Source organism: Paraburkholderia fynbosensis (assembly GCF_902859935.1).
In the GTDB taxonomy this organism is placed as follows: Bacteria; Pseudomonadota; Gammaproteobacteria; order Burkholderiales; family Burkholderiaceae; genus Paraburkholderia; species Paraburkholderia fynbosensis.
Window position 1 is genome coordinate 1 of record NZ_CADIKI010000043.1, and the last position, 21731, is coordinate 21731.

General features: G+C 62.0%; 18 protein-coding genes and 7 pseudogenes. 8 read left to right on the forward strand and 17 right to left on the reverse strand.

Annotation, left to right across the window (positions count from 1 at the left end; all coding sequences use genetic code 11):
- Positions 1-208: helix-turn-helix domain-containing protein (locus tag HV770_RS36885; RefSeq protein ID WP_175166344.1), on the forward strand; the 208-nt coding region annotated here is incomplete at its 5' end.
- A 111-nt stretch (positions 209-319) separates the two neighbouring features.
- Here the strand turns inward: HV770_RS36885 and HV770_RS40000 are convergent.
- From HV770_RS40000 to HV770_RS39615, 6 genes and pseudogenes are all read right to left on the reverse strand, one after another.
- Positions 320-484, reverse strand: a pseudogene (locus HV770_RS40000) (TetR/AcrR family transcriptional regulator); the annotation flags it as partial.
- Positions 485-613: 129 nt separating this feature from the next.
- On the reverse strand, positions 614-1348 hold the full coding sequence (locus HV770_RS36890) for an ABC transporter substrate-binding protein (protein ID WP_175166359.1): 735 nt from the start codon (positions 1346-1348) through the stop codon (positions 614-616).
- A gap of 151 nt (positions 1349-1499) precedes the next feature.
- The gene (locus tag HV770_RS36895; protein ID WP_175166345.1) at positions 1500-2780 is read right to left on the reverse strand and encodes an MFS transporter; all 1281 of its coding nucleotides are present in this window, start codon (positions 2778-2780) and stop codon (positions 1500-1502) included.
- A 137-nt stretch (positions 2781-2917) separates the two neighbouring features.
- The gene (locus tag HV770_RS36900) at positions 2918-3967 is read right to left on the reverse strand and encodes an Ldh family oxidoreductase (protein ID WP_175166346.1); all 1050 of its coding nucleotides are present in this window, start codon (positions 3965-3967) and stop codon (positions 2918-2920) included.
- Between the two features lie 206 nt (positions 3968-4173).
- A complete protein-coding gene (locus HV770_RS36905) occupies positions 4174-5091 on the reverse strand; it encodes a LysR family transcriptional regulator (protein WP_175166347.1) in 918 nt (305 codons plus the stop codon).
- An 890-nt stretch (positions 5092-5981) separates the two neighbouring features.
- A complete protein-coding gene (locus tag HV770_RS39615; RefSeq protein WP_343048419.1) occupies positions 5982-6125 on the reverse strand; it encodes a ribbon-helix-helix domain-containing protein in 144 nt (47 codons plus the stop codon).
- 125 nt (positions 6126-6250) lie between these two features.
- Here HV770_RS39615 and HV770_RS39295 point away from each other — a divergent pair, with 125 nt between their 5' ends.
- Both HV770_RS39295 and HV770_RS36915 read left to right on the forward strand, forming a co-directional pair.
- On the forward strand, positions 6251-6394 hold the full coding sequence (locus tag HV770_RS39295) for a hypothetical protein (RefSeq protein ID WP_246291589.1): 144 nt from the start codon (positions 6251-6253) through the stop codon (positions 6392-6394).
- A gap of 18 nt (positions 6395-6412) precedes the next feature.
- Entirely contained in the window at positions 6413-6877 is a 465-nt protein-coding gene (locus tag HV770_RS36915) for a transposase (protein WP_246291590.1), read from the forward strand.
- Between the two features lie 486 nt (positions 6878-7363).
- Here HV770_RS36915 and HV770_RS36920 read toward each other — a convergent pair.
- Positions 7364-8093, reverse strand: a pseudogene (locus HV770_RS36920) (IS6 family transposase).
- Positions 8094-8206: 113 nt separating this feature from the next.
- Here HV770_RS36920 and HV770_RS36925 point away from each other — a divergent pair.
- Together HV770_RS36925 and HV770_RS36930 are read left to right on the forward strand one after the other, a co-directional pair.
- A complete protein-coding gene (locus tag HV770_RS36925; RefSeq protein ID WP_175166348.1) occupies positions 8207-9763 on the forward strand; it encodes a methyl-accepting chemotaxis protein in 1557 nt (518 codons plus the stop codon).
- 758 nt (positions 9764-10521) lie between these two features.
- A pseudogene (locus HV770_RS36930) lies at positions 10522-10755 on the forward strand (transposase); the annotation flags it as partial.
- 362 nt (positions 10756-11117) lie between these two features.
- On the opposite strand, the gene HV770_RS36935 reads toward HV770_RS36930, so the two are convergent.
- From HV770_RS36935 to HV770_RS36965, 8 genes and pseudogenes are all read right to left on the reverse strand, one after another.
- Positions 11118-11888, reverse strand: a complete 771-nt coding sequence (locus tag HV770_RS36935; RefSeq protein ID WP_175166349.1) for an alpha/beta hydrolase — start codon at positions 11886-11888, stop codon at positions 11118-11120.
- Between the two features lie 166 nt (positions 11889-12054).
- Positions 12055-13458, reverse strand: coding sequence for an NAD-dependent succinate-semialdehyde dehydrogenase (locus HV770_RS36940; protein WP_175166350.1), 1404 nt, complete (start codon positions 13456-13458; stop codon positions 12055-12057).
- Positions 13459-13556: 98 nt separating this feature from the next.
- Positions 13557-14363, reverse strand: coding sequence for a helix-turn-helix transcriptional regulator (locus HV770_RS36945; protein WP_175166351.1), 807 nt, complete (start codon positions 14361-14363; stop codon positions 13557-13559).
- A gap of 277 nt (positions 14364-14640) precedes the next feature.
- Positions 14641-14727 (reverse strand): annotated as a pseudogene (locus HV770_RS40005) (oxidoreductase); the annotation flags it as partial.
- 71 nt (positions 14728-14798) lie between these two features.
- Positions 14799-14909 (reverse strand): annotated as a pseudogene (locus HV770_RS40010) (SDR family NAD(P)-dependent oxidoreductase); the annotation flags it as partial.
- Positions 14876-16063, reverse strand: coding sequence for an alkene reductase (locus HV770_RS36955; protein ID WP_175166353.1), 1188 nt, complete (start codon positions 16061-16063; stop codon positions 14876-14878). The gene HV770_RS36955 and the pseudogene HV770_RS40010, both read right to left, overlap by 34 nt.
- 153 nt (positions 16064-16216) lie before the next feature.
- The gene (locus HV770_RS36960) at positions 16217-16906 is read right to left on the reverse strand and encodes a type 1 glutamine amidotransferase domain-containing protein (protein ID WP_175166354.1); all 690 of its coding nucleotides are present in this window, start codon (positions 16904-16906) and stop codon (positions 16217-16219) included.
- 149 nt (positions 16907-17055) lie between these two features.
- Positions 17056-17361: a DUF4148 domain-containing protein gene (locus HV770_RS36965; protein WP_175166355.1), complete on the reverse strand. Its 306-nt coding sequence runs from the start codon at positions 17359-17361 to the stop codon at positions 17056-17058.
- Positions 17362-17536: 175 nt separating this feature from the next.
- Between HV770_RS36965 and surE the strand changes: the two are divergent.
- Positions 17537-18225: pseudogene (gene surE / locus HV770_RS36970) on the forward strand (5'/3'-nucleotidase SurE); the annotation flags it as partial.
- Positions 18226-18610: 385 nt separating this feature from the next.
- Here surE and HV770_RS36975 read toward each other — a convergent pair.
- Both HV770_RS36975 and HV770_RS36980 read right to left on the reverse strand, forming a co-directional pair.
- Positions 18611-19474, reverse strand: a complete 864-nt coding sequence (locus HV770_RS36975) for a class I SAM-dependent methyltransferase (protein ID WP_175166356.1) — start codon at positions 19472-19474, stop codon at positions 18611-18613.
- A 95-nt stretch (positions 19475-19569) separates the two neighbouring features.
- Positions 19570-20463, reverse strand: coding sequence for an NAD(P)/FAD-dependent oxidoreductase (locus HV770_RS36980; protein WP_175166357.1), 894 nt, complete (start codon positions 20461-20463; stop codon positions 19570-19572).
- Positions 20464-20722: 259 nt separating this feature from the next.
- Here HV770_RS36980 and HV770_RS36985 point away from each other — a divergent pair, with 259 nt between their 5' ends.
- A complete protein-coding gene (locus tag HV770_RS36985) occupies positions 20723-21355 on the forward strand; it encodes a TetR/AcrR family transcriptional regulator (RefSeq protein WP_175166358.1) in 633 nt (210 codons plus the stop codon).
- Positions 21343-21464, forward strand: a pseudogene (locus HV770_RS36990) (IS5/IS1182 family transposase); the annotation flags it as partial. The gene HV770_RS36985 and the pseudogene HV770_RS36990, both read left to right, overlap by 13 nt.
- Positions 21465-21731 lie beyond the last annotated feature (267 nt).

Here is a 21731-nt window from a genome sequence, read left to right on the forward strand (position 1 = left end):
GTTGACTTCCCTCACGCCTTTGCAGTACCAGAAGCAGATTCGCCTGCTGGAAGCGAGGCGCCTCATGGCTGCGGGGGAAGCCAACGTGCAGACGGCGGCAGTTCGTGTGGGTTACGAAAGCTCGTCGCAATTCAACCGCGAGTACGCACGCATGTTTGGCGCCCCGCCACGACAGGACATCCTTCGCTTTGGCAAGTCATCTCATTAGACTCAAGGCTGTCGGAAACAATGGCCATTCGGGAGAAAGAATCAGGGCAGGGAAGCAACGCGGTTAGGGGGTACCGCTTATATTGCGCGTGCCAAGGGAAAACTGCACCGTCTAGACTGGTATTAGCCCCGCCACGCAAAAGCTATCGATCAACGCGTCGTAAAGCGAAACGTCCTAGCGGCTCCTCGCTAGGAGCTGCGCGCCCGCAACCGCTGCGAAGATGGCACGAGCCCGCTGGTCGCTTTCCCGGGAGCCGACTACTCCTGGCACACTGACCTTCGGGCCCCTACTGCCCATCACTGCACTCGCTTTGCATCGCCATCCATTCCTGCGATGACTGCCCAGCGACGTCTGCAAGCGTCAGCCATCGCGCGACCAACTGAGGGCTGCATGTTTTCCGCGCGGCTAAGCCGCCGCCGGCGCCACGGATGCGCCGGCGATGCCGTGGCGCGCGAGCGCTTGCGCGACGAAGCCTGAACGTTTCATTTCTTCGACAAACGTGTGCAACGCGCGGACGGCTGCCGGCCCGCGGCTTAGCGGCACCCCCATCGCCTGCCGGATCACCATAAAGCATTCGTCGAGCAGACGCAGGCCGAGCGTGCGGCGCGCATCGATTTCGAGCTGCTGTTTGACCCCCGCTGCGATTTCGAGATCCTGGTCGAGGAACATCTGCGTTACGGTGGGTGAGGTCGGCGCACGCACGATTTGCGCGTACTTCAATTCTCGCGTGAGGAACAGGTCATAAGCGCTGCCCTTGCCGACCACGACGCGATGCTCAGGCTGATCCACGTCTTCATTGCTGCGGATGGGCGACGCGTCGCGCACCATGTAATAACCTTCGATCAACACGTATGGCTCGGTGAATGCAATGGTTTCTCCGCGCAGGGGGTCTACGGCAAAGAAGCCGAAGTCCGCACGCTCCTCGCTGACCGCTTGAACTGACTTTCCTGCCGAATCGAACACCAGCAGTTCCAGTTCGACGCCGAGCGTCTCGGCGAAGGCACGCGCAAGGTCGACCGAGACGCCGGACGGCGCGCCAAACGCATCCTTGCCCGCGAGGATTGGGTTGCCGAGGTTGATGGAGGCTCGCAGCCTGCCCGTTGGTGTAAAGGCTTGTATGACGGAAGAGTCGAATTTCATGTTGGTGACCGATGTTTTCAGTTTGCTAGACTTGAACCCCCCACGCATCACGGTAGGTCCCCTAGGTGAACCAGGCGGCGCGCGCGTCGCCCGGTTTTTTTTGCCCGGCGATGATGACTGCCGCAGCTTTTCACTGAATTCGTGCATGAGTTCAGCGGGCGATTCCCGCTTCGCTCGGCTGTAGCCTCCGCTCGGATCGCGGCCGGAGCAGGATCATCACAGCGAGCACGCTGGCCAGCGCAATGCCTCCCGCGAGGGCGAACGCGCTGAAAAAAGTGTGGCTTTGCTGGACCAGAAAGCCCGTTACTGCAGGTCCGACGATGCCCGCGCAGTTGGCGATCGCATGCACGCAGCCGCCGACACTGCCGAGCTTCGGACCTGGAACCGTGTCCTGAATCAGCGCCCAATAGGTGCTGCCGCTCAGATAAAGCGCAAATACGGCAATGGCCATCAGCAGCAGCGCACCGAGGGTCGTCGTCACGGCACCGGCTAGCGCGACACAGATACCTGCGGTGCCCAGACACAGGATCAGTACCCGCTTGCGGGCAAGCAGCGCATTGCCCGTACGGCGAAAGATCCGGTCGGACAGCACGCCACTCAGACCATAACCGACAAATCCGAGCAGCCACGGCAGCACTGTCGCGAGGCTCATGCTTTTCAGGCTCAGGTGACGGTCCATTGTCAGGAAGCTCGGAAACCACGTGAGGAAAAAGAACAGGATGTAGCTGTAACCGAAGTACGAAATCATCGCGGCGAGAATGGCGGGCTGCTTGAGGTAGAAGCCGAGGCCCTTCACGTCGGCGGGATCTTCGGAAACGCTGCGGTCGGATTCAATCAGAACGCGTTCATCGTCCGATACGCGCGGATGCTGATGTGGCTTGTCCGTTGCCATGAACTGCCAGAAGACCAGCCAGAGCAATCCGAAACACGCGATTCCGGCGAACGCGACGCGCCAGCCATAAGCTGCTGTCAGCAGACCGACTACCGGCCCCGCAACCGCACCGCCCAGCGGCAAGCCGCAATTCGCAAAGCCAAACGCGGTCGCCGACTCCTTGTGAGGAAACCAGTTGTTCACGATCTTGTTAATCGTCGTCGCGAGCGGTCCTTCGGCCATACCGAAAAAAGTGCGGAACGCCAGCAGCGAGCCAAACCCGGTGGCGAGGCCCGTAGCACCGCACAGCAGCGACCACGCCAGGATCGCGACGGAGAAGACCCGCTTGCCGCCCCAGCGATCGGCCGCCCAGCCGCCAATGAAATTGAACGCCGCATACCCGATGAAGAACGTCGAGAACACCAGACCGAGGCTCGCCGGTGAGATATGTAGTTCTTGCGCCACGGCGGGCGCCGCAACGGACAGCGCCGAGCGGTCGAGATAATTGATGAAGCCTGCGATGAACAGCAGCAGGACGATGCGCCATCGAGTGTTTGTCACCTGTCGCTCCTTGGAGCTTGTTATGTGCTTGACCGCCGGGCGCTCGAATGAGCTACCCGGCTGTCGCTTGTCTGTCCGCTGGCGCGCCGCGCGTTGGGTGGTACGGGCGTCGCGGGCTACGAAGATAAATAGGCTGTTCAGCGCTGCGGCCGCGCGGCCGCTTCCAGCATGGCGAGCTGTGCCGTGCCGATATCGATTCCTTCCAGTATCTGGCGTTCCAGGCGCCCGAGTTCGATCTCGCCGGGCACGATCACGGGTGCATCCGGATGGGCGGGCCTGGAGCCGTGCAGGATTGCCGCATAGTCGGCCATATGCCTGGCGAGCCATTCGGTGCTGCCGAGTTTGGTCGTGTCGATGAGGATGAAGAAGTGGCCGAGATTTTGCGGCTGCTCAGGATCGTCTTCCCACGACTTCACGTGCGTCAGATAGGCCGCGCCCGAAAGCAGTCCTGCGAGCAGATCGACGACCAGCGCAAGGCCGTAGCCCTTGTGGCCGCCGATCGGCAGCAGGAAGCCGTCGAGCGCGGCTTTCGGGTCGGTGGTTGGTTTGCCATGCGCATCGGTCGCCCAATCGCCAGGAATCGGTTCGCCCCGTTTGAGCGCGTTCCGGATCTTTGCCCGCGCCGCGACGCTGATCGCCATGTCGAGCATGAACGGATGGCCGTCCGGGTTCGGTACGCCGAAGCCGACTGGGCTATTTCCCAGGCGCGCGTCGGTGCCGCCCCACGGCGCGATCGTCGTCGTCGCGTTGCTGCCGATGATGCTGGCGAACCCTTGCGTCGCGGCGAGATACGAATACGGCGACACCGGGCCGAAATGATTGCTGCCGCGCACGAACACGCACGCGATGCCGTGTTCGCGCGCGGCCGTCATCGCCAGATCGAGCGCGCGATAGCCGACGAGCGGACCTATACCGTTGTCGCCGTCAAGACGGTGCAGCGCCGGGCCGACTTGCTCGGACGTGATTGACGGTGTGGGATTGATGCCGCCGATGCGCAGACGAGAGCCGTACGATTCAATTCGGCTCGTGCCATGCGTGCGCAGGCCGAACAGGTCGGCGAGCACGAGGATGGTGGCGGTGTCGGCGGCGTCAGCGCGATTCAGGCCGAGCGCGCAGAGGGCTTCGATGGTCAGTTCAGTCAACTGCGCCTTGCTGACAATACCGTGGGTGGAGTTAGGCAGGGTCATGAAACGGGTCGTCTCCTTCGATCTGAAAACTGTGGGCCTCAAGCGGCTGCGACATCGCAGCGCTTGTGTTTCGCAGATGATCGGCCAGAAGCAACCCCATGACAAACGCATATTTTCGTTCAATTGGTGCGTCTTACGCACGAATCGACGCCTGCTAGAGACACAGGCCGCGACACCGGTCCCGCGACGCCGGAAAGGCCTCTCGCTTATGCGGCGGTGCTTGCGGGCAGCGCATCCTGCGCGCGCATCTCCGTCAACAACTCGAGGAAGAAGCGCGCGGCGGAGGACAAGCCGCGTCCGCGACGCTGGAGTACGCCCAGTGTGCGCCGGATCGGCGGATCAACGAGCGCCACGCTCTTGAGCGCCTTATGCGGACCACGTGGCATGGCGAGGCGCGGTACGACACCCACTCCCAATCCCGCTTCGATCAGGCTCACGAGAGCCGGCATATGACGCACTTCGCAGAACCATTTCGGCCGGTCAACGACGCCGGCCAGCGCCTCGTCAATAACCGCGCGATTGCCGCTGCCTTGCGCGATAGCAAGATAGTCGACATTGCCGAGTTCCTTCCAGGCGACGGCCTTGCGTTTCGCGAGCGGGTGCGTGCGCGGACAGGCGAGAACGAAAGGGTCATCGAGCAGCGGCCTGAATTCGATGTCCGGTTCCTGTGTGCCGACGTAAGTGAGACCGAAATCGGCTTCGCCGCGCGCGACTGCCAGAAACACCATCGACGAAGGCTCATCGATGAGGCGCAGGCGGATGCCCGGGTAACGCTGGTGATAGACCGCGATGGCTTCCGGGAGAAAATAGCGCACTGCCGAGGGCACGCACGCTATCGTGAGTTCACCGGTCATCTTGCGCGCGAGATCGTCGAACTCAAGCATCGAGTTGTCGACCTCGTTGAGAATTCGGTACGCGCGCTCGAGGAACCCGCGGCCGACGATGGTCAGATCCATCTTGCGGGTGGTCCGCTCGAAAAGCCTGACGCCCAGTGAGTCCTCAAGTTTTTCGATTCGACGTGACAGCGCCGAGGCGGACAGATGCAACGTGTCGGCGGCGGCGCGAAAGCTGCCCAGGTCGGCTGTCGCGACAAAGGCGCGTAAGTCCGATATCTCAAAGTTCATGCCATTCCCGCAGTTGAAAGGAGATGTTCAGTGTCGACGCGCTGCGGCGCTCTGTCAATTCGTGCGTTGGGCACATGAATCGACGGGTTTCTTGCGCTTACCCTGCCGCGCGGTTTGGCCCGTTATCTAGACGCGCGAACATGATCAGAGTTTGGTTCGCGGTCCTATGTGCATTAAGACGAATGGGTTGTGAATTTGTGCCGCAGGCTGCTGCACAAATTCTGGATTCGACCTTGCCTCCAAGTTGCGCGGTGACAATCTGCGCATGGCGGGGAAGGCTGATCGGCAACGCAGCCCGTATCAACTGCCTGTCGACGATGCCGCGGTCGATCTTCCAGTACAGCGCGATTAGTTTGTGAGCATCGGCACTGCCGGTTAGATGCAATGGCCGTGCACAAGGGGGCGGTCAAAGGTGGGAAGTGCGTGAAGGCACCTCACGGGCCTAGTGCCGTGCAGAGGCTGTCAATGAGTCTCATCGTCGTTGCTCTCCAGCCAAGTCGGAATATCACGCTTGCCGTTGAGCACGCGCCAAACTTCCACATGAGCCTTACGCTCAATATAGAAGATCAGCTGCGGATAGCGATCAAGCAGCCACGGCCGCAGGCTTGGGATATCCAGCTCGTACGCGTAACGGGGAGACCCGATGTTCCGGTGCTCGGAGAGACGCTCGTATGCCGTTCGATCTCCGTGATGAATCCGAACGCTGCCTGCTCCGAGCCTTCGTCTACGAGCTAGTGCGTCACCTCGTCCTCTACGTCCTGCCTGGCCAGCCTTGTCGGTATGACTGGCTTAGCCGTCATTTGCGAGAATTACGCACGCGAGCGCGCAGCGATTCAAAGTAGTCGGCGTCAACAGGGGACGGCGAGGGCCGGACGTCGCGCCTTGCACGATTATTGCCCGTAACGCTTGCGGTCCGGATCTTTTCGGATCAGTTCGCGGACGTACTCGCCACTCGTGCCGTAGCCGCCCTCGCCAACCTGTTCGTCGACGTAGTCCTTCAGCGAATCCGGTAGCGAAATGTTCATAGCGGTCATGAAACCACTCTAGCACCCACTTTGGCAAATTTTGCCGAAGTGGTGGGCGTCGTGAGGCGGCCGACATGGCGGGACTGCTACGATCCAGCAGAAGAGCGGCCAGTACGGAGCTCTCACGCAAACGAATGCAACTGGTGCGCTGCCGGACCGCACAGATACTCTCAATCGAAAACCTGCATTCCCGGCAGACAGGTCAGCGGATGACCGGAGAAGTGATCAGGCATCTGAGCGACGAGCAGGTCAATGCGCTCGGTTTGCGCCTGATGTGACGCTCGCCATGCAGGCCAATGGCGGGGATGCGCGCGCTGCAGGAGGAAATTGCCATCTTGCACAAGCGACTCATGGAGCGCGTACAACTGCGCCCGGATTATGCGCTGCTGAAGTCGATACCCGGCGTCGGCCCCGTACTGGCGACAACGATCATGCTGGAGACGGGCGCCATCACGTGCTTTGCCGACGTTGGCAATTTCAGCTCATATTGTCGCTGTGTGGATAGCCGACGGGAAAGCAACAGCCGCAAGAAAGGGGAAGGCAGCACGAAGAATGGAAACAGGCACCTCGCCTGGACGTTTGTCGAGGCGGCGAACTATGCCATTCGCTACTGCCCGCAGGCCAGGCGTTTTTATGAGCGCAAGAAGCGCGCAAGGAATGGGATCCTCGCAATCAAGGCGCTGGCGCACAAGCTGGCACGCGCGTGCTATCACATGTTGCGTGAGCGCCAGCCGTTTGATGTGAAGCGATGTTTTGCCTGACGGGTCGACGCATGGAGGCGAGCCAGTAACGTGACGGTCCTGCAGACAGGGCTACTGACTGCACGTGCTCCTGCGCCGGCACCACTGTTTGAGAAAAACCGGATCGCCCAGGCGACGAGCCACAATTGACGGGCGTCGCGAAAGTGACAGCCACGGCTCTGCGATGCAACCCACTGGACGTCACCTGGCACCAACGTTTCTCCGGGGCGGCAATAGTCGCCAGGGCGGCTGCAGACCTGCGGCATGCTTGATCCCGATGGGTGTCTGGTGCGACCCGGTTCGCAACCAGCTGAGAGAAAGCGGATGTGATCAGGCTCCGTAGGCAGCATGACAGACAACGGAAAAGCATCGCAGGATTGCAGTGGCGATGGAAATATCATCGCCACTGCAACCCGGCGATGGATGAATTCGTGCCTTGACCTGGGCCGGCTAATGGGTGTCACGTTGACGATTCCTGGGCAAAGCGATGGCAGGTGAAGGGGTCGCTCAGAAGACCGCAGACGGAGTTTGGGCGATGCCAGTGAAAAGCCGCCATGAGTCAAATCGTGCGGCGAGGTGCTTGCGATAGAGGGAAGCGCGCAGCAGATGCCGCTTGAGTGCGAAGTGCTGCCGGATCGGACCGAAGCTCGTCAGGAAAGCCTGGGTGCGCTTTCGATCGCGAGAACCTCGCATGCGCTACTCGCCTTCACGCGTGGGCTGATGGCTGTTCTCTGCGCGATTGTCGACGCGGGCCGCAGCCTTGACGAACACGTGCCTCACGTTGACCGGTTCCGGGATGTCGGCTTTCGCCGCGGGATAGCTACGTAACTGACCGGTGACGATTTTGCGTGGCACCGGGTTAGCGCAGCACACGCTTGAAGAAACGTTTGGCGACGGCCTTGTCGCGCCGCTTTTGCAGTAAGAGGTCGAGTTCGACGCCGTGCTCGTCGACTGCACGCCACAGGTACGCTTCGCCACGCAGGGCGACAAACATCTCGTCGAGGTGCCACGTGCTGCCCGGCTTGCGACGAACGGCCTTCACATGTTGTGCGAAATCAGCGCCGAACTTGTCTATCCACCGACGGATCGATTCGTGGCTAACGACCACGCCGGGCTCGAACAGCAGCTCCTCGATATCGCAAAGGCTAAGCTGAAAGCGAAAATACCAGCGAACGGCGTGGCTGATGATCGATGCCGGAAACCGATGACCGCGATACAGCAATTTCGACTCTTTCATGACGTCATCCTGGCCCAAGGCTCAACGAACGTGACAGAGCCGCCTGCGGCCCTCAAGTTATCCCGCCTGTCTGCCGATAACCATTCTTCACCCATACGAAAGAATAGACCTCTATGCGCCTGAATATGACGATCAAATTGCGCCTACTGGTGACGCTCACGCTGCTCGGCGCATTGCTCGTGGTCACGGGTATATTCGGCATCGTCGGTATGCGGGCGTCGAACGGCACGGTGAAACAGGCATACATGAACGACGTCGCAGCCGCAACCGCGCTCGGCCGGTCCAACCTCAATCTGACGGTCGTGCGCACGACCCTCGACCGCGTGCTCATTCACCCCGAGTCGCCGGATTCGCCTGCGCTGATCGACAAGGCGCTCAATTACCTGTCGGTCTCCAATTCGGCCTGGGCGACTTACCAGGCGTTGCCGGCTTCAGCTGAGGAAGCGGCACTGTCGAAGGCAGTCTCGGACGCTCGCGGCGCGTTGTTGGGCAACGCGATCCAACCGATGATCGACGCAATGCGCAAAGGCGACCGCACCGCCGCCGACAAGCTGGCGATGACGGATATTCCGCCGCTCGCCGCCGCCCTGACGCAAAAGTCGGCTGCGCTAGACAAGTTTCGCAACGAGCAAGGCGCCACGCGTTACCAGTCGGCGCAGGACCGCTACGACACGTTGCTGACCTTCACGCTGCTGGCGATCGCGCTAGGTCTGGTCGCCTGCGTCACGAGCGGCTTCAGCCTGCTGCGCGCGATCTCGCGCCCGCTCGATCTGACCGTCCGCCATGTCGAACGGATTGCGAAGGGTGACATGACCGAGAAGTTGCGCTTCGACGCCAGCGACGAAATGGGCAAGCTCGTTGCCAGCGTCGCCACCATGCAGGACGGCATCGCTGCGATGGTCGAGCAGATTGCGCGCGGCACGGATTCGATCGCCGCAGCGACCCACCAGATTTCGGCGGGCAACAACGACCTTTCGCAGCGCACGGAAGAGCAGGCCGCGTCGGTGGAACAGACGGCCGCCAGCATGGAACAGTTGACCAGCGCGGTCACGCAGAACGCGGAGCACGCGCGGCAGGGCCAGGCACTCGCTCAATCGACCAACGATGCTGCCGCCGCGGGCGCCGAGGTGGTTGACCAGGTGATCGCGACGATGGGCGAGATCGACGGAAGCGCCCGCAAAATGAGCGAAATCATCACCGTAATCGAAGGGATCGCGTTTCAGACCAATATTCTCGCGCTGAACGCCGCCGTGGAAGCGGCGCGAGCGGGCGAGCAGGGACGCGGCTTCGCGGTCGTTGCGGGCGAGGTGCGCACGCTCGCGCAGCGCTCGGCGGTAGCGGCGAAGGAAATCAAGGAACTGATCGGCAACTCGACCGCGCGCGTGGCGAATGGCTCGCGGCTCGTCGGCCAGGCGGGCGAGACGATCAGCGAGGTTCGTACCGCAGTGCGCCGCGTGACGGCCATCATGAACGAGATCGCGACGGCTTCCGCCGAACAGAGCGCCGGTATCGAAGAAGTGAATCGCGCGGTGTCGCAATTTGACGAAATGTCCCAGCAGAACGCAGCGCTGGTCGAGCAGGCCGCGGCCGCGGCGGCGTCACTTAAAGAGCAGACCGAGTTGCTGAAGATCGCGGCTGGGCGATTCCAGTTGCGTCGAGCCCCGGTGTGACGCTGGCCATGCCGGGGAGCGCGTGATCCGCTCCATCGCCGATTGAAAACGCACCAATCGTACGATAATCAATCAGTAAAGCATTGAGTGCAACTGTCTCATTCTGCCCGGCGACAGCCTTCGCGCGTCCGGCACGAGGCGCCCAACTCAGTCAGGTCGCTCCCGGGGCATCGTCGTCGGCGAGCAATGCCCAACGGCTGCTCCGCTGTTCGAAGCGTGAGCCGGTCGTGCAGTCCGTGCTGAAAGCTTCGTCGGTTTGCACAAATTTGTTCCTATCCAGCCAGCCTTAGTAAAAGCTAGGCGCGCTCTCAAGAACAATTCTCCCGCAACGGATGAATGAGAATGGTTACTTGCGATGGGCAGGCTCGGACGACGGGCCTGCTGAACAGTTGCGCGGCGAGACTTGCATTTTCCGGTGAGGAGTGCGGATCGCTGCTGTAGGCAGCGCTTGCATGCACGGATCTATTAGCAAGAACTGTTGTTGAGAGCCGGATGACCAGCGAGGCTGATAAGCCGGGACGCTTGGCGATGTCGGATGCGGTGCATTCGGGCGAGACAAGGCTGTCAAGGACTGCGAGACTCGCCTTTCCGTGCTTCGGTGAAGAAATAGGAAATTGTCGATAAAAGGCCGAAAACTCGCATTTTTTTAACATTTAAAATAAATATAAGAACTTTAAATTTTTGCAAATTTTCGCCGAATTTCGAATATTTTTTGGATTGTCCAAGGCGGTGCCGTCGGCGCGACGCAGGCAGTGCTGGTCCAACGTCGGCTCGACAGGACACCGGAGGCGATGACAGTGCGCAGGCGGACCGTCGAACATGTCTTTGGAACGTTCAAGCACTGGATGGGCTACACACATTTCCTGACACGCAGGCTGCCCAACGTGGGGACCGAGATGAGCTTGAACGTACTTGCCTACAATCTCATGCGAGTGCTGAGAATCCTGGGGTTCAGGAAAACGATGAAAGCGATGCGGCTGGTGGGTGCGTGAGCACCCGTAGGTCCTAAAACTAGACCCTTGAACTTGTTTGGAGCGCGTTAGAGACGTTCAGCGTCTCGTCATCGCCGCGACACCCCCGAAGACAGCCAAACGCGCCGACGGGCCAGGTTTCCCCGTCGGATTGCAACTCCGTCGAGTTTCCACACGGCCTGGGCCGGTTGCCGAAGATCGCTCGTGACGCGCACGCATCGCCGGCGACTTCGGCTCTAACTTTCGGACCCAACTCCTATCGGCCATTCGACGCCCGACGGCCGGCGTCTCTTGATAGAAGAGAAGCGGTCGTCGGTTAGCCGCTGCATCCTGGCACGCGGCTCGTCCAGCGTACCTACGCACCAGTAGCCGGCCCGATCCCCTCAGCGGCTGCCCGTTGCAGTGGCCGCCCGCTCGATCACCCGGGCGACTTCTGCCGGATGCGACAGATAGGCGACATGGCTCGACGGAACCTCCACGACCGTGCTCTTCGCGCGGCTCGCCATCCAACGTTCGAGATCGGGATTCACGGTTCGGTCCTGAGTCGCCACGACGGCCCAGCTCGGCTTCATTTTCCATGCCGGCTGGCTCACCGGCGCGGTGAACGACTCATGCGCCGGCATGACCTGCGAACTCGCCATGAATGCGGCCTCCGCGGCGGGTACATCAGCAGCGAAGTCCTCTCTGAAGTGCTCTGCGTCGAAGTAGAGGTGGCCATCGTCGGTTGCCTTGATGGCTTTTGTCGCGGCCGGCATTTTCGTCGTCAGGTCCTTAAGGTTTTCGCTAGCGTCCGGTTCGAACGCGGCGATGTAGACGAGGCCCGCCACGCGCGCATTGTTGCCCGCCTCGGTAATCACCGCTCCGCCATAACTATGGCCGACGAGGATTGTCGGGCCGTCCTGTGCATCGACGATACGCGTAGTCGCGGCGACGTCTTCCTTGAACGACGTCTCCGGCTCCTGAATCACCGAGACTTTATAGCCGTCCCGCGTCAGGATCTTCGACACGGCTTGCCAGCCCGAGCCGTCGGCGAAATAGCCGTGAACCAGGACGATGTTCTTGACAGGTGCGGCTTCGGCGAACTGCGTGGCGAATGCGCTGACGCCAATGGTCAAGGCTGCGGCAAAACGGCGAATGTCGTTGATGGTTTTCATTTTCGACTCCAGAAGTTAACGATGATTGGTCAATTGGTTGCAATGGTTCAGCTTGCAGGCTGCCGCTGATGACCCGTTAAAGTACGGGTCATGCGAAAGCCGGTACGAATGTTGAGGATGCCTTAACGATACACGAGCTGATCGGGCGAACCCCGTGAACGTCGGATCAATCGACGGTTTTGGCCCACACCGCCTGAGCGTTGGTGAACTCGCGCAGACCGAAGTGCGATAGTTCACGGCCGTATCCGCTCTTCTTGACCCCGCCCACCGGAATGCGCGGATTCGAAGCGGGGAAGCCGTTGATAAAGACGCCGCCCGTTTCCAGCCGGCGCGCGATTCGCTGCGCACGGGCGACGTCGCTCGTCCACAGGCTGCCGCCGAGACCGTAGTCGCTCGTGTTGGCAAGTTCGATAGCGTGCTCGGCGTCGTCGGCAACGGTGATTGCGGCGACCGGGCCAAAGGTTTCTTCGTCGAAAGCAGCCATGCCGGGGGCGACATCTGCGAGCACGGTCGGCTCGTAGTAATTGCCGGCGCCTTCCACCTTGCTACCACCGAGCAGCAGCGTCGCGCCTGCTTCGATTGTGCGTTGCACCTGGCCGTGCAGTTCGTCGCGCAAGTCGGCGCGCGCCATCGGCCCGATGGTGCTTGCCGGATCGTGCGGATCGCCCGCCACGACCTGACGCGCGGCGGCCACGAACTTGCGCGTGAACTCTTCTGCAACGGGCCGCTCGACAATGAACCGCTTGGCCGCGAGACAAACCTGGCCGGCGTTTTGAAAGCGAGCCTCGATGGCAGCTTTCACGGCCAGGTCGATGTTCGCATCGGCCAATACGATGAAGGCGTCGGCGCCGCCAAGTTCCAGCAGCGTCTTCTTCAACGCGCGGCCCGCCGTGGATGCGACGGCGGACCCGGCCCGCATGCTGCCGGTCAGCGTGACGGCGGCAACGCGCGGATCTTCGATCACGTGGGCCACGGTCTCATTATCGGAATTCAGGTTGGCGAAGAGTCCGACTGGAAAGCCGGCGGCTTCATAAGCGTCCAGCAACGCGTACGCCGAGCCCATCACATTGGGTGCATGCTTGAGGATGAAGCCGTTGCCCGAGAGCATGATCGGACCCGATGCCCGAATCACCTGCCACAACGGGAAATTCCACGGCATCACGGCAAGAATGGAGCCAATCGGCAGATAGGAGACATGGACGTGATCGTCGCCTTCGACGGGCGCCGGTTCATCGGCGAGGAAAGCGGGACCATGCTCGGCGATCCAGTCGATCGCGCTGGCGCACTTTGCGACTTCGGCTCGTGCGGCGGCGAGCGTCTTGCCCATCTCCTGAGTAATCAGCGCGGCCAGCGCTTGCGAACGCTCGCGCAGTGTCGCGGCCAGGCGGCGGTAGGTTGCCACGCGCACAGCCATGGGCGTCGCGCGCCACAGCCGGGAGGCCGCGGCGTTGTCCTCCAGCATGCGCTCGACTTCGTCGGCGGTCTGAAACGGATAGTGCGCGACGAACTCGCCGGTTGCGGGATTGCGCGACGTTGCGCCGATGGCGGTGGGAAGGTTCAGGTTCGACATGTTTGCCTCGATTGAGTGAAGTGACGAGCAGCGGGAAAGTTGCTGCAGTGGTGCCACTCTATGCAAACCGGGGCGGGTCAAGAAGGCGTCTTGTGATCCTATGAGTCGGACTCACTGGCAGAGTGCCGGGGAATGTAAGTCACGAGCGACAGGTCCGGTCTGCCGGTGGGCGTCAACGCAACGTAAGTGAATTCGATGTGGCCGCCAGCTGGATGACGAAGCCGTTTGTCGCCTTCATCGAAGCCTTTGACCTCGGTGTCCTGCCACCAGTCGCTGAACTCGGGGCTCAGTTCCGTGAGCTCGTCGATGAGGCTATCGAACTGCGTCTTGTCCGGCGCCTGCGCGCGCGCGGCGCGGAACGCGGAGATCATGCCGCGTGTCATCTGCTCCCAGTCGAGAATCAGCGTGCGATAGGGTTTGTAAAGAAACAGCAGGCGCAAGGTATTGCGCTCGTGCGGCTCCAGCGATCCATAGTCGACGAACAGGTCGGCAATGGCATCGTTCCACGCGAGAATATCGAGCCGCGTGTTGCGGACATAGGCCGGAACGTTGATCGAGCGAACCAGTCGTTCGAGGCCTTCGGTGACGCCGCTGCCGGTTGCTACCTGCGAAAGCTCGCGCGATGAAAGCGCGAACAGATGCGCCGACTCCACGGTGTCGAGCTTGAGCACGCGCGAGATTCTGCGCAGGGCATCGGCGGACGGTTGAATGTCGCGGCCCTGTTCGAGCCAGGTGTACCAGCTGACGCTGACACCGGCGAGTACGGCGACCTCTTCGCGGCGCAGGCCGGGGGTACGGCGGGGGCCGTCGGGCAGGCCGAATTCGGCAGGTTGCAGGCGGCCGCGGCGGCTTGAAAGAAACGCGCCAAGTTCGCGTCGCTGCTCGGCAGAGGGTCTTCTGGACATAGTGTCTCGGTTAACGGCGAATGGGCAGGCGGGCGGACGTGCCGGGCATCGTCGCGAGGCAGCTTACGACCAGCCAACTGACGGCCCGAGCATGCCTGGCTCGACCGGGAATGCGAACACTATCACGGCAAAATGTCCAGGTTGTGCCACGACGACTAGCGGCGCTTCATACGAACGCGTCGAAACCGCTCTCGTATGAAGCGCCGCATTTGCGTGATGGCCGCGCACAATGTCTTGCGCGTGGCCCTGTCGCTGGAAAGTGTGAGCCAGCGTTCGCTCAGAACTCCTGGCTTGTGGGACGAAGCACGATCTCGTTGATGTCGACGTCGTCGGGCTGCTCGATCGCATAGGCGATGGCTCGCGCGTACGCTTGGCGGCGCCGCCCTCGGCTACGATTGCCGCGACGACCTCGTCGAGCTTGTCCTTGCGACGCGCCGCAACGGCCACTTTTGCACCGCTGGCCGCAAGGCGTCGAGCCACTGCGGCGCCAATGCCCGTGCTGCCACCCGTGATCAGGACGACCTTCCCTTCGATTCCCTTGCCCATGCGATCACCTCGTCTGCCTGAACGGATAACGATTCCGCGTATGCCGGATAGTCCGTGAGTCCTTCGTCCCCGCCGCCATACAACGTTGCCGGATTCACGGCATTGAGCGGCCAGCCGTTGGCGATGCGCTCAGGCAGATCCGGGTTCGCGATGTACGGGCGGCCGAATGCAATCAGGTCCGCAAGGTTCGCTTCGATCAGGCGGCCGCCGCGCTCGGCCGTGTAGCGACCCGCATAGATGATGCGGCCGCTGAACACCCGGCGGACTTCCTCGCGAAACGCCGCCGGCAGATCCGGTGCGTTATCCCAGTCGGCTTCCGCTATTGACACATAGGCCGCACCGGCAGCTTCCAGCACCTTGATTGCTTCGATATACGTGTGATGAGGATCGTCTTCGACGAGGCCGATGTACACGCGATCCCGATCGGTGCTCGTGAACAGCGGGGTGAAGCGCACGCCCAGCCGTTCCGGTCCCACCACCGCGGCGACCGCCTCGACGATCTCGCGCAGAAAGCGCAAGCGGTTGTGCAGCGAGCCGCCGTACTCGTCCTGACGCCTGTTCGAGTGTGCCGAGATGAACTGATTCACGAGGTAGCCATTGGCAGCGTGAATCTCGACACCATCGAAGCCCGCACGCAGCGCGTTGTGCGCTGCCATTGCGTAGTGCCCGACTAACTCGCCGATCTCGGCGACGCTCAACTCGCGTGGCACCGAAGGCTCGACCAGCGTGCCGGTGCCGGGACCGGTCTCGATGAACGCCTTGACCTTCTGTGCCGCCATCGGCGAAGGCGCAACCGGCGCTGCGCCGTGGGGCTGCAACGCGGTATGCGAGACGCGGCCCACATGCCACAGCTGCGCGAAGATCACGCCGCCTTCAGCGTGTATTGCGTCGGTCACGCGAGCCCAGCCTTCGACCTGTTCGTCGCTGTAGATGCCGGGTGTCCACGCGTAGCCCTGACCGCGCGGTTCTATCTGCGCTCCCTCGCTGATCATGAAGCCCGCGCCGGCGCGCTGGCGGTAATAGAGCGCGCTCGATGCGGTCGGTATGTCGCCGGGCTGGGCGGCTCTCTGACGCGTCAGCGGCGGCAGCACGATACGATTGCGCAAGGTGTGCCGCCCGAGCTTGAGCGGCGTGAAGAGTGAAGGATATTCCATGTTCTTTTCGCTCCCGAATGGACCCAGGTCGCGCGTTGCGACGGGCTCGATCGAGCCGGCTGCGCGCGATCCTGCGCGATCAGCCAACTGGCTCTCTGGTGAAAACGCCGCGCGCTTGCCCGAAGGCAACGCGCGTCGGCAGATAGGCGGCTTTTATTGCGCGGCGAGCGCCGGGTGCTTCATCAGAATGGCGGCAGCGGAGGACGACGAAGCCGGGTTTTGTCCGGTAATGAGCAGCCCGTCGGTGACTACATACGGAGCCCAGTCAACGGTCTTCGAATAAATGCCGCCCTTGGCCTTGAGTTCGTCTTCAACGAGGAACGGAACGATCTCGGTGAGGCCGACCGCGGCTTCTTCCGAATTCGTGAAGCCCGTCACCTTCTTGCCTTCGACCAGCGGCTTGCCGTCCGCCGTGGTGACGTGGCGCAGTACGCCCGGTGCATGACACACCAGTGCAACGGGTTTGCCGGCGGCGATGAACGACTGGATCAGCGCGATCGAATGCGGGTCTTCGGCCAGATCCCACAGCGGGCCATGGCCGCCGGGATAGAACACCGTGTCGAAGTCCGCTTGGGAGACGCTGTCGAGGCGCACGGTTGCCGCGAGTTGCGCTTTGGCCGCCGCGTCGTTTTCAAAGCGGTGTGTCTGGTCGGTCTGATTGGCCGGCTCGTTGCTCTTCGGATCGAGCGGCGGCTGGCCCCCCTGCGGCGAGGCCAGCATGATCTCAGCGCCCGCGTCCTTGAACGTGTAGTAAGGCGCCGCGAGTTCTTCCAGCCAGAAGCCGGTCTTGCGGCCCGTGCTGCCCAATTGATCGTGCGAGGTCAAAACCATCAGTACTTTCATGTCGTTCTCCAATGCGTGATAGGTGGGTTGTGAATTGCCAGCAACGCTGTCATGACGACACGGCTATGTAGTCAGTGCTTCGCCTCTGCAATCGGTTAGGGCGCAGCAAGGTCCGTGTATTTAGTCGTGACATCGTTCGCGGCGTTGAATCAACGGCCGGAATACAGAGACCGGACGCCGTTGATCGCCGGTGCGCCACTGGCGGAGGAACCGCTGCTTACACCGCCGAAGCCGCTCGCGGATTTTTCCTCCGCAGCCACACGTGCAGTGGCAGCCTCGATTTGAGTCGGATAGAACGCTTGATCGCCTTGGCCAGCACGGTATCCAGCATTCTGGAGTTGCACCAGTTCATGGCGAACCTGCGCACGGGTGACCTGATCATTCGACTGAGCGAACGATGCGGCGGGGATGACAAGGGCGGCGGCGACTGCAACAGCATTGATGAGCGATTTCATGATTTCTTCCAAGGGTTGTCGTTGAATAAAGTGGCGAAGTAACTGTGCTTGCAGCAGCGGGACAGAAGGAAAGCTGCTGCAGTGGTGTCACTTTAAGCAAACGAAACCGAGGGAAGAAGGCGTCTTGTGATCCTATGAGTGAGGGTCACAGGCAGGAGCATCGTGGAGTTAGAACGCGCACGAAGTCAGGGTCGTTGCACCCGTACACGACCAGAACGGAACGTCGCATTCCATAAGCCTGCATTCGCCGCTGCGCATTTCGCGTCAGGGGCAGCGGCGCTTCGGCGTGCAAGGCACGCCCGACGATTGCGTCGTAATCGCGGCGCGTCATCCGATGAAGGCCGCGCCACCCACGCTCGTTTTGTCGGGCATCAATCCGGCGCGAACTTGGGCGTGGAGACAATGTTCTCCGGCACCGCCGGTGCAGCGATGACGGGCGTTCTGCTCGGCCTGCCTTCGATCGCGCTCAGTCAGACGTTTAGCGACCGCCGAAGCGTGCGCTGGGACACCGCGCGTGAATCGCGCCCGGTGTGGTCCGCCGACTGCTCGCCACCTCGCATGACGCGCCCACATGTCTCAACGTGAACTTTCCAGATTGCGATGCCTCGGCCGCCGGACCGCTGACCGTGACACAGCCAGGTATCGGGCTAGTGGAGGGCATCGAAATCGTGCCGGAGGTCGATCCGCGCGGCATCGATTATTTCTGGCTGCCCTTTCAGCGCGGACCGCGCAAGAATGCGCCCGATAGCGAAACGGCCGTCGTAGCGTCGAAGCGCATTTCGTGTGACGCCGCTGCACTTCGACCGCACCGCCTTGCAGACCTTCGCGACACTTCAGGCCGGCTTGCAAGGAAACAGGTTTTAGACCGGGAAAGACCAAAGCGCAACCACAGGCATATCGCGATTAGTGGCCGTTCAGTGTCGCAAAGCAGACATCGGAAGGGCTGTGAGCAACTGCCGGCGAATGGCTCCTAATGGCCGATAGCGTCGGTTCGACGAACGTGCTGTCGAGAGGATGTTGGAATTATCAATGGGAGCTTTCCGGCGGTTTGTGTGAACGCGTACTGGCGGCCACAAACTGCCGGTCACATGCGCCGGCGGCAGGCCGCTCAGGCGTCGGCTCTGCTTCGCAACCGGCCATCTGATTGTCGCAAGGCGAGCGCTCATTCAGCGGCCAGAAGGGACATCAATCTGAGCGGCCAACAACGCCCAGCTCTACCAAGCCGAGGCGTCTCCCCTGTTAATCCCTGTCAGCTTGCCGGATTTCGTGCCATGACGACCCACGCCGCGCCGTTGATCAACACCGACCCCTCGCCGGGGAGGCTCGCGAAGGCGGCACGAACTGCGGCGGAGGCACGGGCGCGGATGTCGTCGGGCTGACCAGCGAGCGCACGCGACAGCGGGCCGACCTCAAGCGTCATCCTCACTGCGTCGGCGATCGCGGCGTCCCGCGTTTCGCCCTCGCCGAATGGGACGGCCGCGTCGAAGGGCGAGATAACGATTTCGGTGAAACCGGCCGCCGTCAGGATGCGCGCCACGTGCTCCCGGTCGCCGAACGAAAACGGGCCGGGCGCTTCGGGATCGGGCAGCGCGCTCGGCGGGACGATGTCCTTGAGCGCGCCCACCGGCAGTCGCATCCAATCGTTCTCGGCCGCACCGCGCCAGCAGACGAAAGCGACCCGGCCGCCCGGCCGGAGCGCGCGTCGCATATGGGCGAACGCCGCTGTCGGATCGGGGAAAAACATCACGCCGAAACGCGAGAACAGAATGTCGAACGCGCCTTCGGGCAGCTCTGCGCTGCTGGTGTCGGCCACCTGAAACAGGGCCGGCGTATCGTGGCGCGCAACCGCGCGCGCTCGATCGATCAGCGGTTCGGATATGTCCACGCCCAGCACTTGGCCCCCCGCGCCGACGCGAGCGGCCAGAGCCAGACTTGACGCACCGGCGCCGCAGCCGATGTCCAGCACGCGCTCACCCGTCGCGGGCGCGGCGGCTTCGATCGCGGCCTGGCCGAACACCGCCACCAGAGCGTCGAGCCGGGCCTGGTTGGCGACCCAGCGCTCCCCGCTTTGACCATTCCAGTCACCCACCTGATCCGCACTTTGCTTTGCCATGTCATCTCCTTGACTCGACGATCCGCCTTTCGCCGCGTCGATTTACGCCAACCTTTTCGAAGGCGACGACGCAACAAGAGCAGGGATCTGTGCTCTCAAACCACCATCGACTGCTGGGCGAAGATACCCGCCATCGCGCCCTGCGATGAAGCCTGGGTGACCGAGGGCAAGAAGGGCGTGGCGAGGTCGCCAGCGGCGTAGATGCCGGGCATGCTGGTTTGGCGGCGCTCGTCGACTTTGAGGACGATGCCGGTGGGCGTATCGACCGTGGCGAGGCCCAGTGATTCATGCAGGCGTGCGGACGGCTTGTTGCGCGGATGGGCGAACAGGACGTCGACCGCGACATTGCGGCCGGTATCGAGATTGACAGTGGCGATATGGCCCTTGTGATGGGCGATCTCGATGATCCGGCCATCGACGACAGGTATGTTGCGGCGCGCCAGATAGACCTGGATATCGGGCGCAATGTCATGACCATCGGCGAAGACAGTCAGCTTGTCAGTCCAATCGCGGAACAGCCTGGCAGACTGGTGCGACTGCGGGCTGGACCAGACGAGGCCCCAATGCTGACCGGCGGCCTCAAAGCCGTCGCAATAGGGGCAGGGCACGATGGACGTGCCCCAGCTTTCGGCAAAGCCCGGAACATCAGGCATCTGGTCGGCGACACCATAGCTCAGGATCACGCGGCGCGCCCTCAGGCTTTCGTGATCGTCAGTGACGACGCAGAAATCGTCGATGGCGCCAGACACGCTCTCGGCCCGGGCATTGACGAGGCTGATCGTTGGATAGCGCGCCAGTTGCTGCCGCGCCTCGACCAGGATATCCAGCGGCGGCTTGTGATCGTGGCCGAGCATGCCATGCGAGTGGCCTGCAAAGCGGTTGCGCGGCCGGCCGGTATCGAGAACGGTGACCTTGCGGCGGGCACGGCCAAGCTGCAGGGCGGCGGCGAGGCCGGCAAAGCTGCCGCCGATGATGATGACGTCATTCATGGTGATGGGCTCCGTGCTGTGGAGGGAGGGGTGGGCCGGGCGTGGTGTGCAACATCGTCCGGCGATACGCGGTTGAGACGGTCAGCGAGCACGGCTTCGACATTGGCAAGAAAGTTGCCCATGGCTGTATTGACCGGCCCGACAATGCCGCTCGATATCGCCGGGCGGCCCGGGGGAAACCTGCCCTTGGCTTGCACATTGCGATACTGCGTGGTATCGTAATGCACCAATTTGAATACTGTCAAGTACTGGAATTGTCGTGACCGAAAACAGCCAGGGCCGGCGCGGCCGGCCCGCCAACGAGGCGCTTCGCCAAACGATCGTCGACGCTGCCTGCGAACTCTTTGTAGAATTGGGTTTTCAAGCGACGACCATGGACAAGGTCGCGCAGCGGGCGAAGATATCCAAGCTCAGCATCTATCGGCACTTCGAGAACAAGGAGGCGCTGTTCAGCGCGGCCATGGTGGCCCGCTGCGATCAGTTTGCACCGCAGGCCCTTTCTGAAGGCGTCGACGGTTCGGCCGAAGATCAGCTCATGGCGGTGGGATCATCCCTGCTTCGCACGCTGTTGAGCCCGGACGTCCGCAGTGTCGAAGCCATGGTTTTGGCCGACAAGACGAATCAAAAGTCGTTGAGCAAGCTCCATTACGAAGCCGGGCCCGCCCATGTCATCGCCCAGATCGAGGCCGTGTTGCGTCAGTTGCACGCGAAAGCGATTCTGAACGTACCCGATGCTCTCCGGGCCGCCCGCTTGTTTGCCGCGCTTTTCAAAGGATCCGATCTCCTGCTTATCGCACGCTTCGATGAGGCGAGAGCACAGGACGACAACGAAATCGAATCCTATTGCCGGTCGGCCGTCGCCATGTTCATCGCCGCGCACGGTGGCATCTGAAGGTGCGCTATCGCGGCCGATGAAGAACACGCAGCAATCGCATACGCTGTTCGCCCCGAGCAACCTATGGATGACGCGCGAACGACTGATGCGCGAGGCCGCTGCATGAGCGCAAGCCGCCCGCGCGGGCAGGCAAGCAGCCTCACCAACTCACGGGTCTAAGCGTCCGCAGAGGCCGATGACTTGTCCCCCTGGCGACGGCACGGAACGACCGTTCCACTCCGATACCTACCCTTAAAACAGAGACTGCTCGACCGGCTGCAACGGGTCGAGCTTGTGTGAAAACACGCTGATCGCCTAGACTGGATTAACTCATTCAGCGTAGGTGACCGGATGAAGCGATTCATAGAAGGTGAAGATCGCAAGCAGGTGACGC

What these genes read in the sequence shown, in the direction of transcription:
- HV770_RS36890 (WP_175166359.1), bottom strand. Translation starts at nt 1,348, where the DNA reads ATGAAATTCGACTCTTCCGTCATACAAGCCTTTACACCAACGGGCAGG.
- HV770_RS36900 (WP_175166346.1), bottom strand. Translation starts at nt 3,967, where the DNA reads ATGACCCTGCCTAACTCCACCCACGGTATTGTCAGCAAGGCGCAGTTG.
- HV770_RS36905 (WP_175166347.1), bottom strand. Translation starts at nt 5,091, where the DNA reads ATGAACTTTGAGATATCGGACTTACGCGCCTTTGTCGCGACAGCCGAC.
- HV770_RS39615 (WP_343048419.1), bottom strand. Translation starts at nt 6,125, where the DNA reads ATGACCGCTATGAACATTTCGCTACCGGATTCGCTGAAGGACTACGTC.
- HV770_RS39295 (WP_246291589.1), top strand. Translation starts at nt 6,251, where the DNA reads ATGCAACTGGTGCGCTGCCGGACCGCACAGATACTCTCAATCGAAAAC.
- HV770_RS36915 (WP_246291590.1), top strand. Translation starts at nt 6,413, where the DNA reads ATGGCGGGGATGCGCGCGCTGCAGGAGGAAATTGCCATCTTGCACAAG.
- HV770_RS36925 (WP_175166348.1), top strand. Translation starts at nt 8,207, where the DNA reads ATGCGCCTGAATATGACGATCAAATTGCGCCTACTGGTGACGCTCACG.
- HV770_RS36935 (WP_175166349.1), bottom strand. Translation starts at nt 11,888, where the DNA reads ATGAAAACCATCAACGACATTCGCCGTTTTGCCGCAGCCTTGACCATT.
- HV770_RS36940 (WP_175166350.1), bottom strand. Translation starts at nt 13,458, where the DNA reads ATGTCGAACCTGAACCTTCCCACCGCCATCGGCGCAACGTCGCGCAAT.
- HV770_RS36945 (WP_175166351.1), bottom strand. Translation starts at nt 14,363, where the DNA reads ATGTCCAGAAGACCCTCTGCCGAGCAGCGACGCGAACTTGGCGCGTTT.
- HV770_RS36955 (WP_175166353.1), bottom strand. Translation starts at nt 16,063, where the DNA reads ATGGAATATCCTTCACTCTTCACGCCGCTCAAGCTCGGGCGGCACACC.
- HV770_RS36960 (WP_175166354.1), bottom strand. Translation starts at nt 16,906, where the DNA reads ATGAAAGTACTGATGGTTTTGACCTCGCACGATCAATTGGGCAGCACG.
- HV770_RS36965 (WP_175166355.1), bottom strand. Translation starts at nt 17,361, where the DNA reads ATGAAATCGCTCATCAATGCTGTTGCAGTCGCCGCCGCCCTTGTCATC.
- HV770_RS36975 (WP_175166356.1), bottom strand. Translation starts at nt 19,474, where the DNA reads ATGGCAAAGCAAAGTGCGGATCAGGTGGGTGACTGGAATGGTCAAAGC.
- HV770_RS36980 (WP_175166357.1), bottom strand. Translation starts at nt 20,463, where the DNA reads ATGAATGACGTCATCATCATCGGCGGCAGCTTTGCCGGCCTCGCCGCC.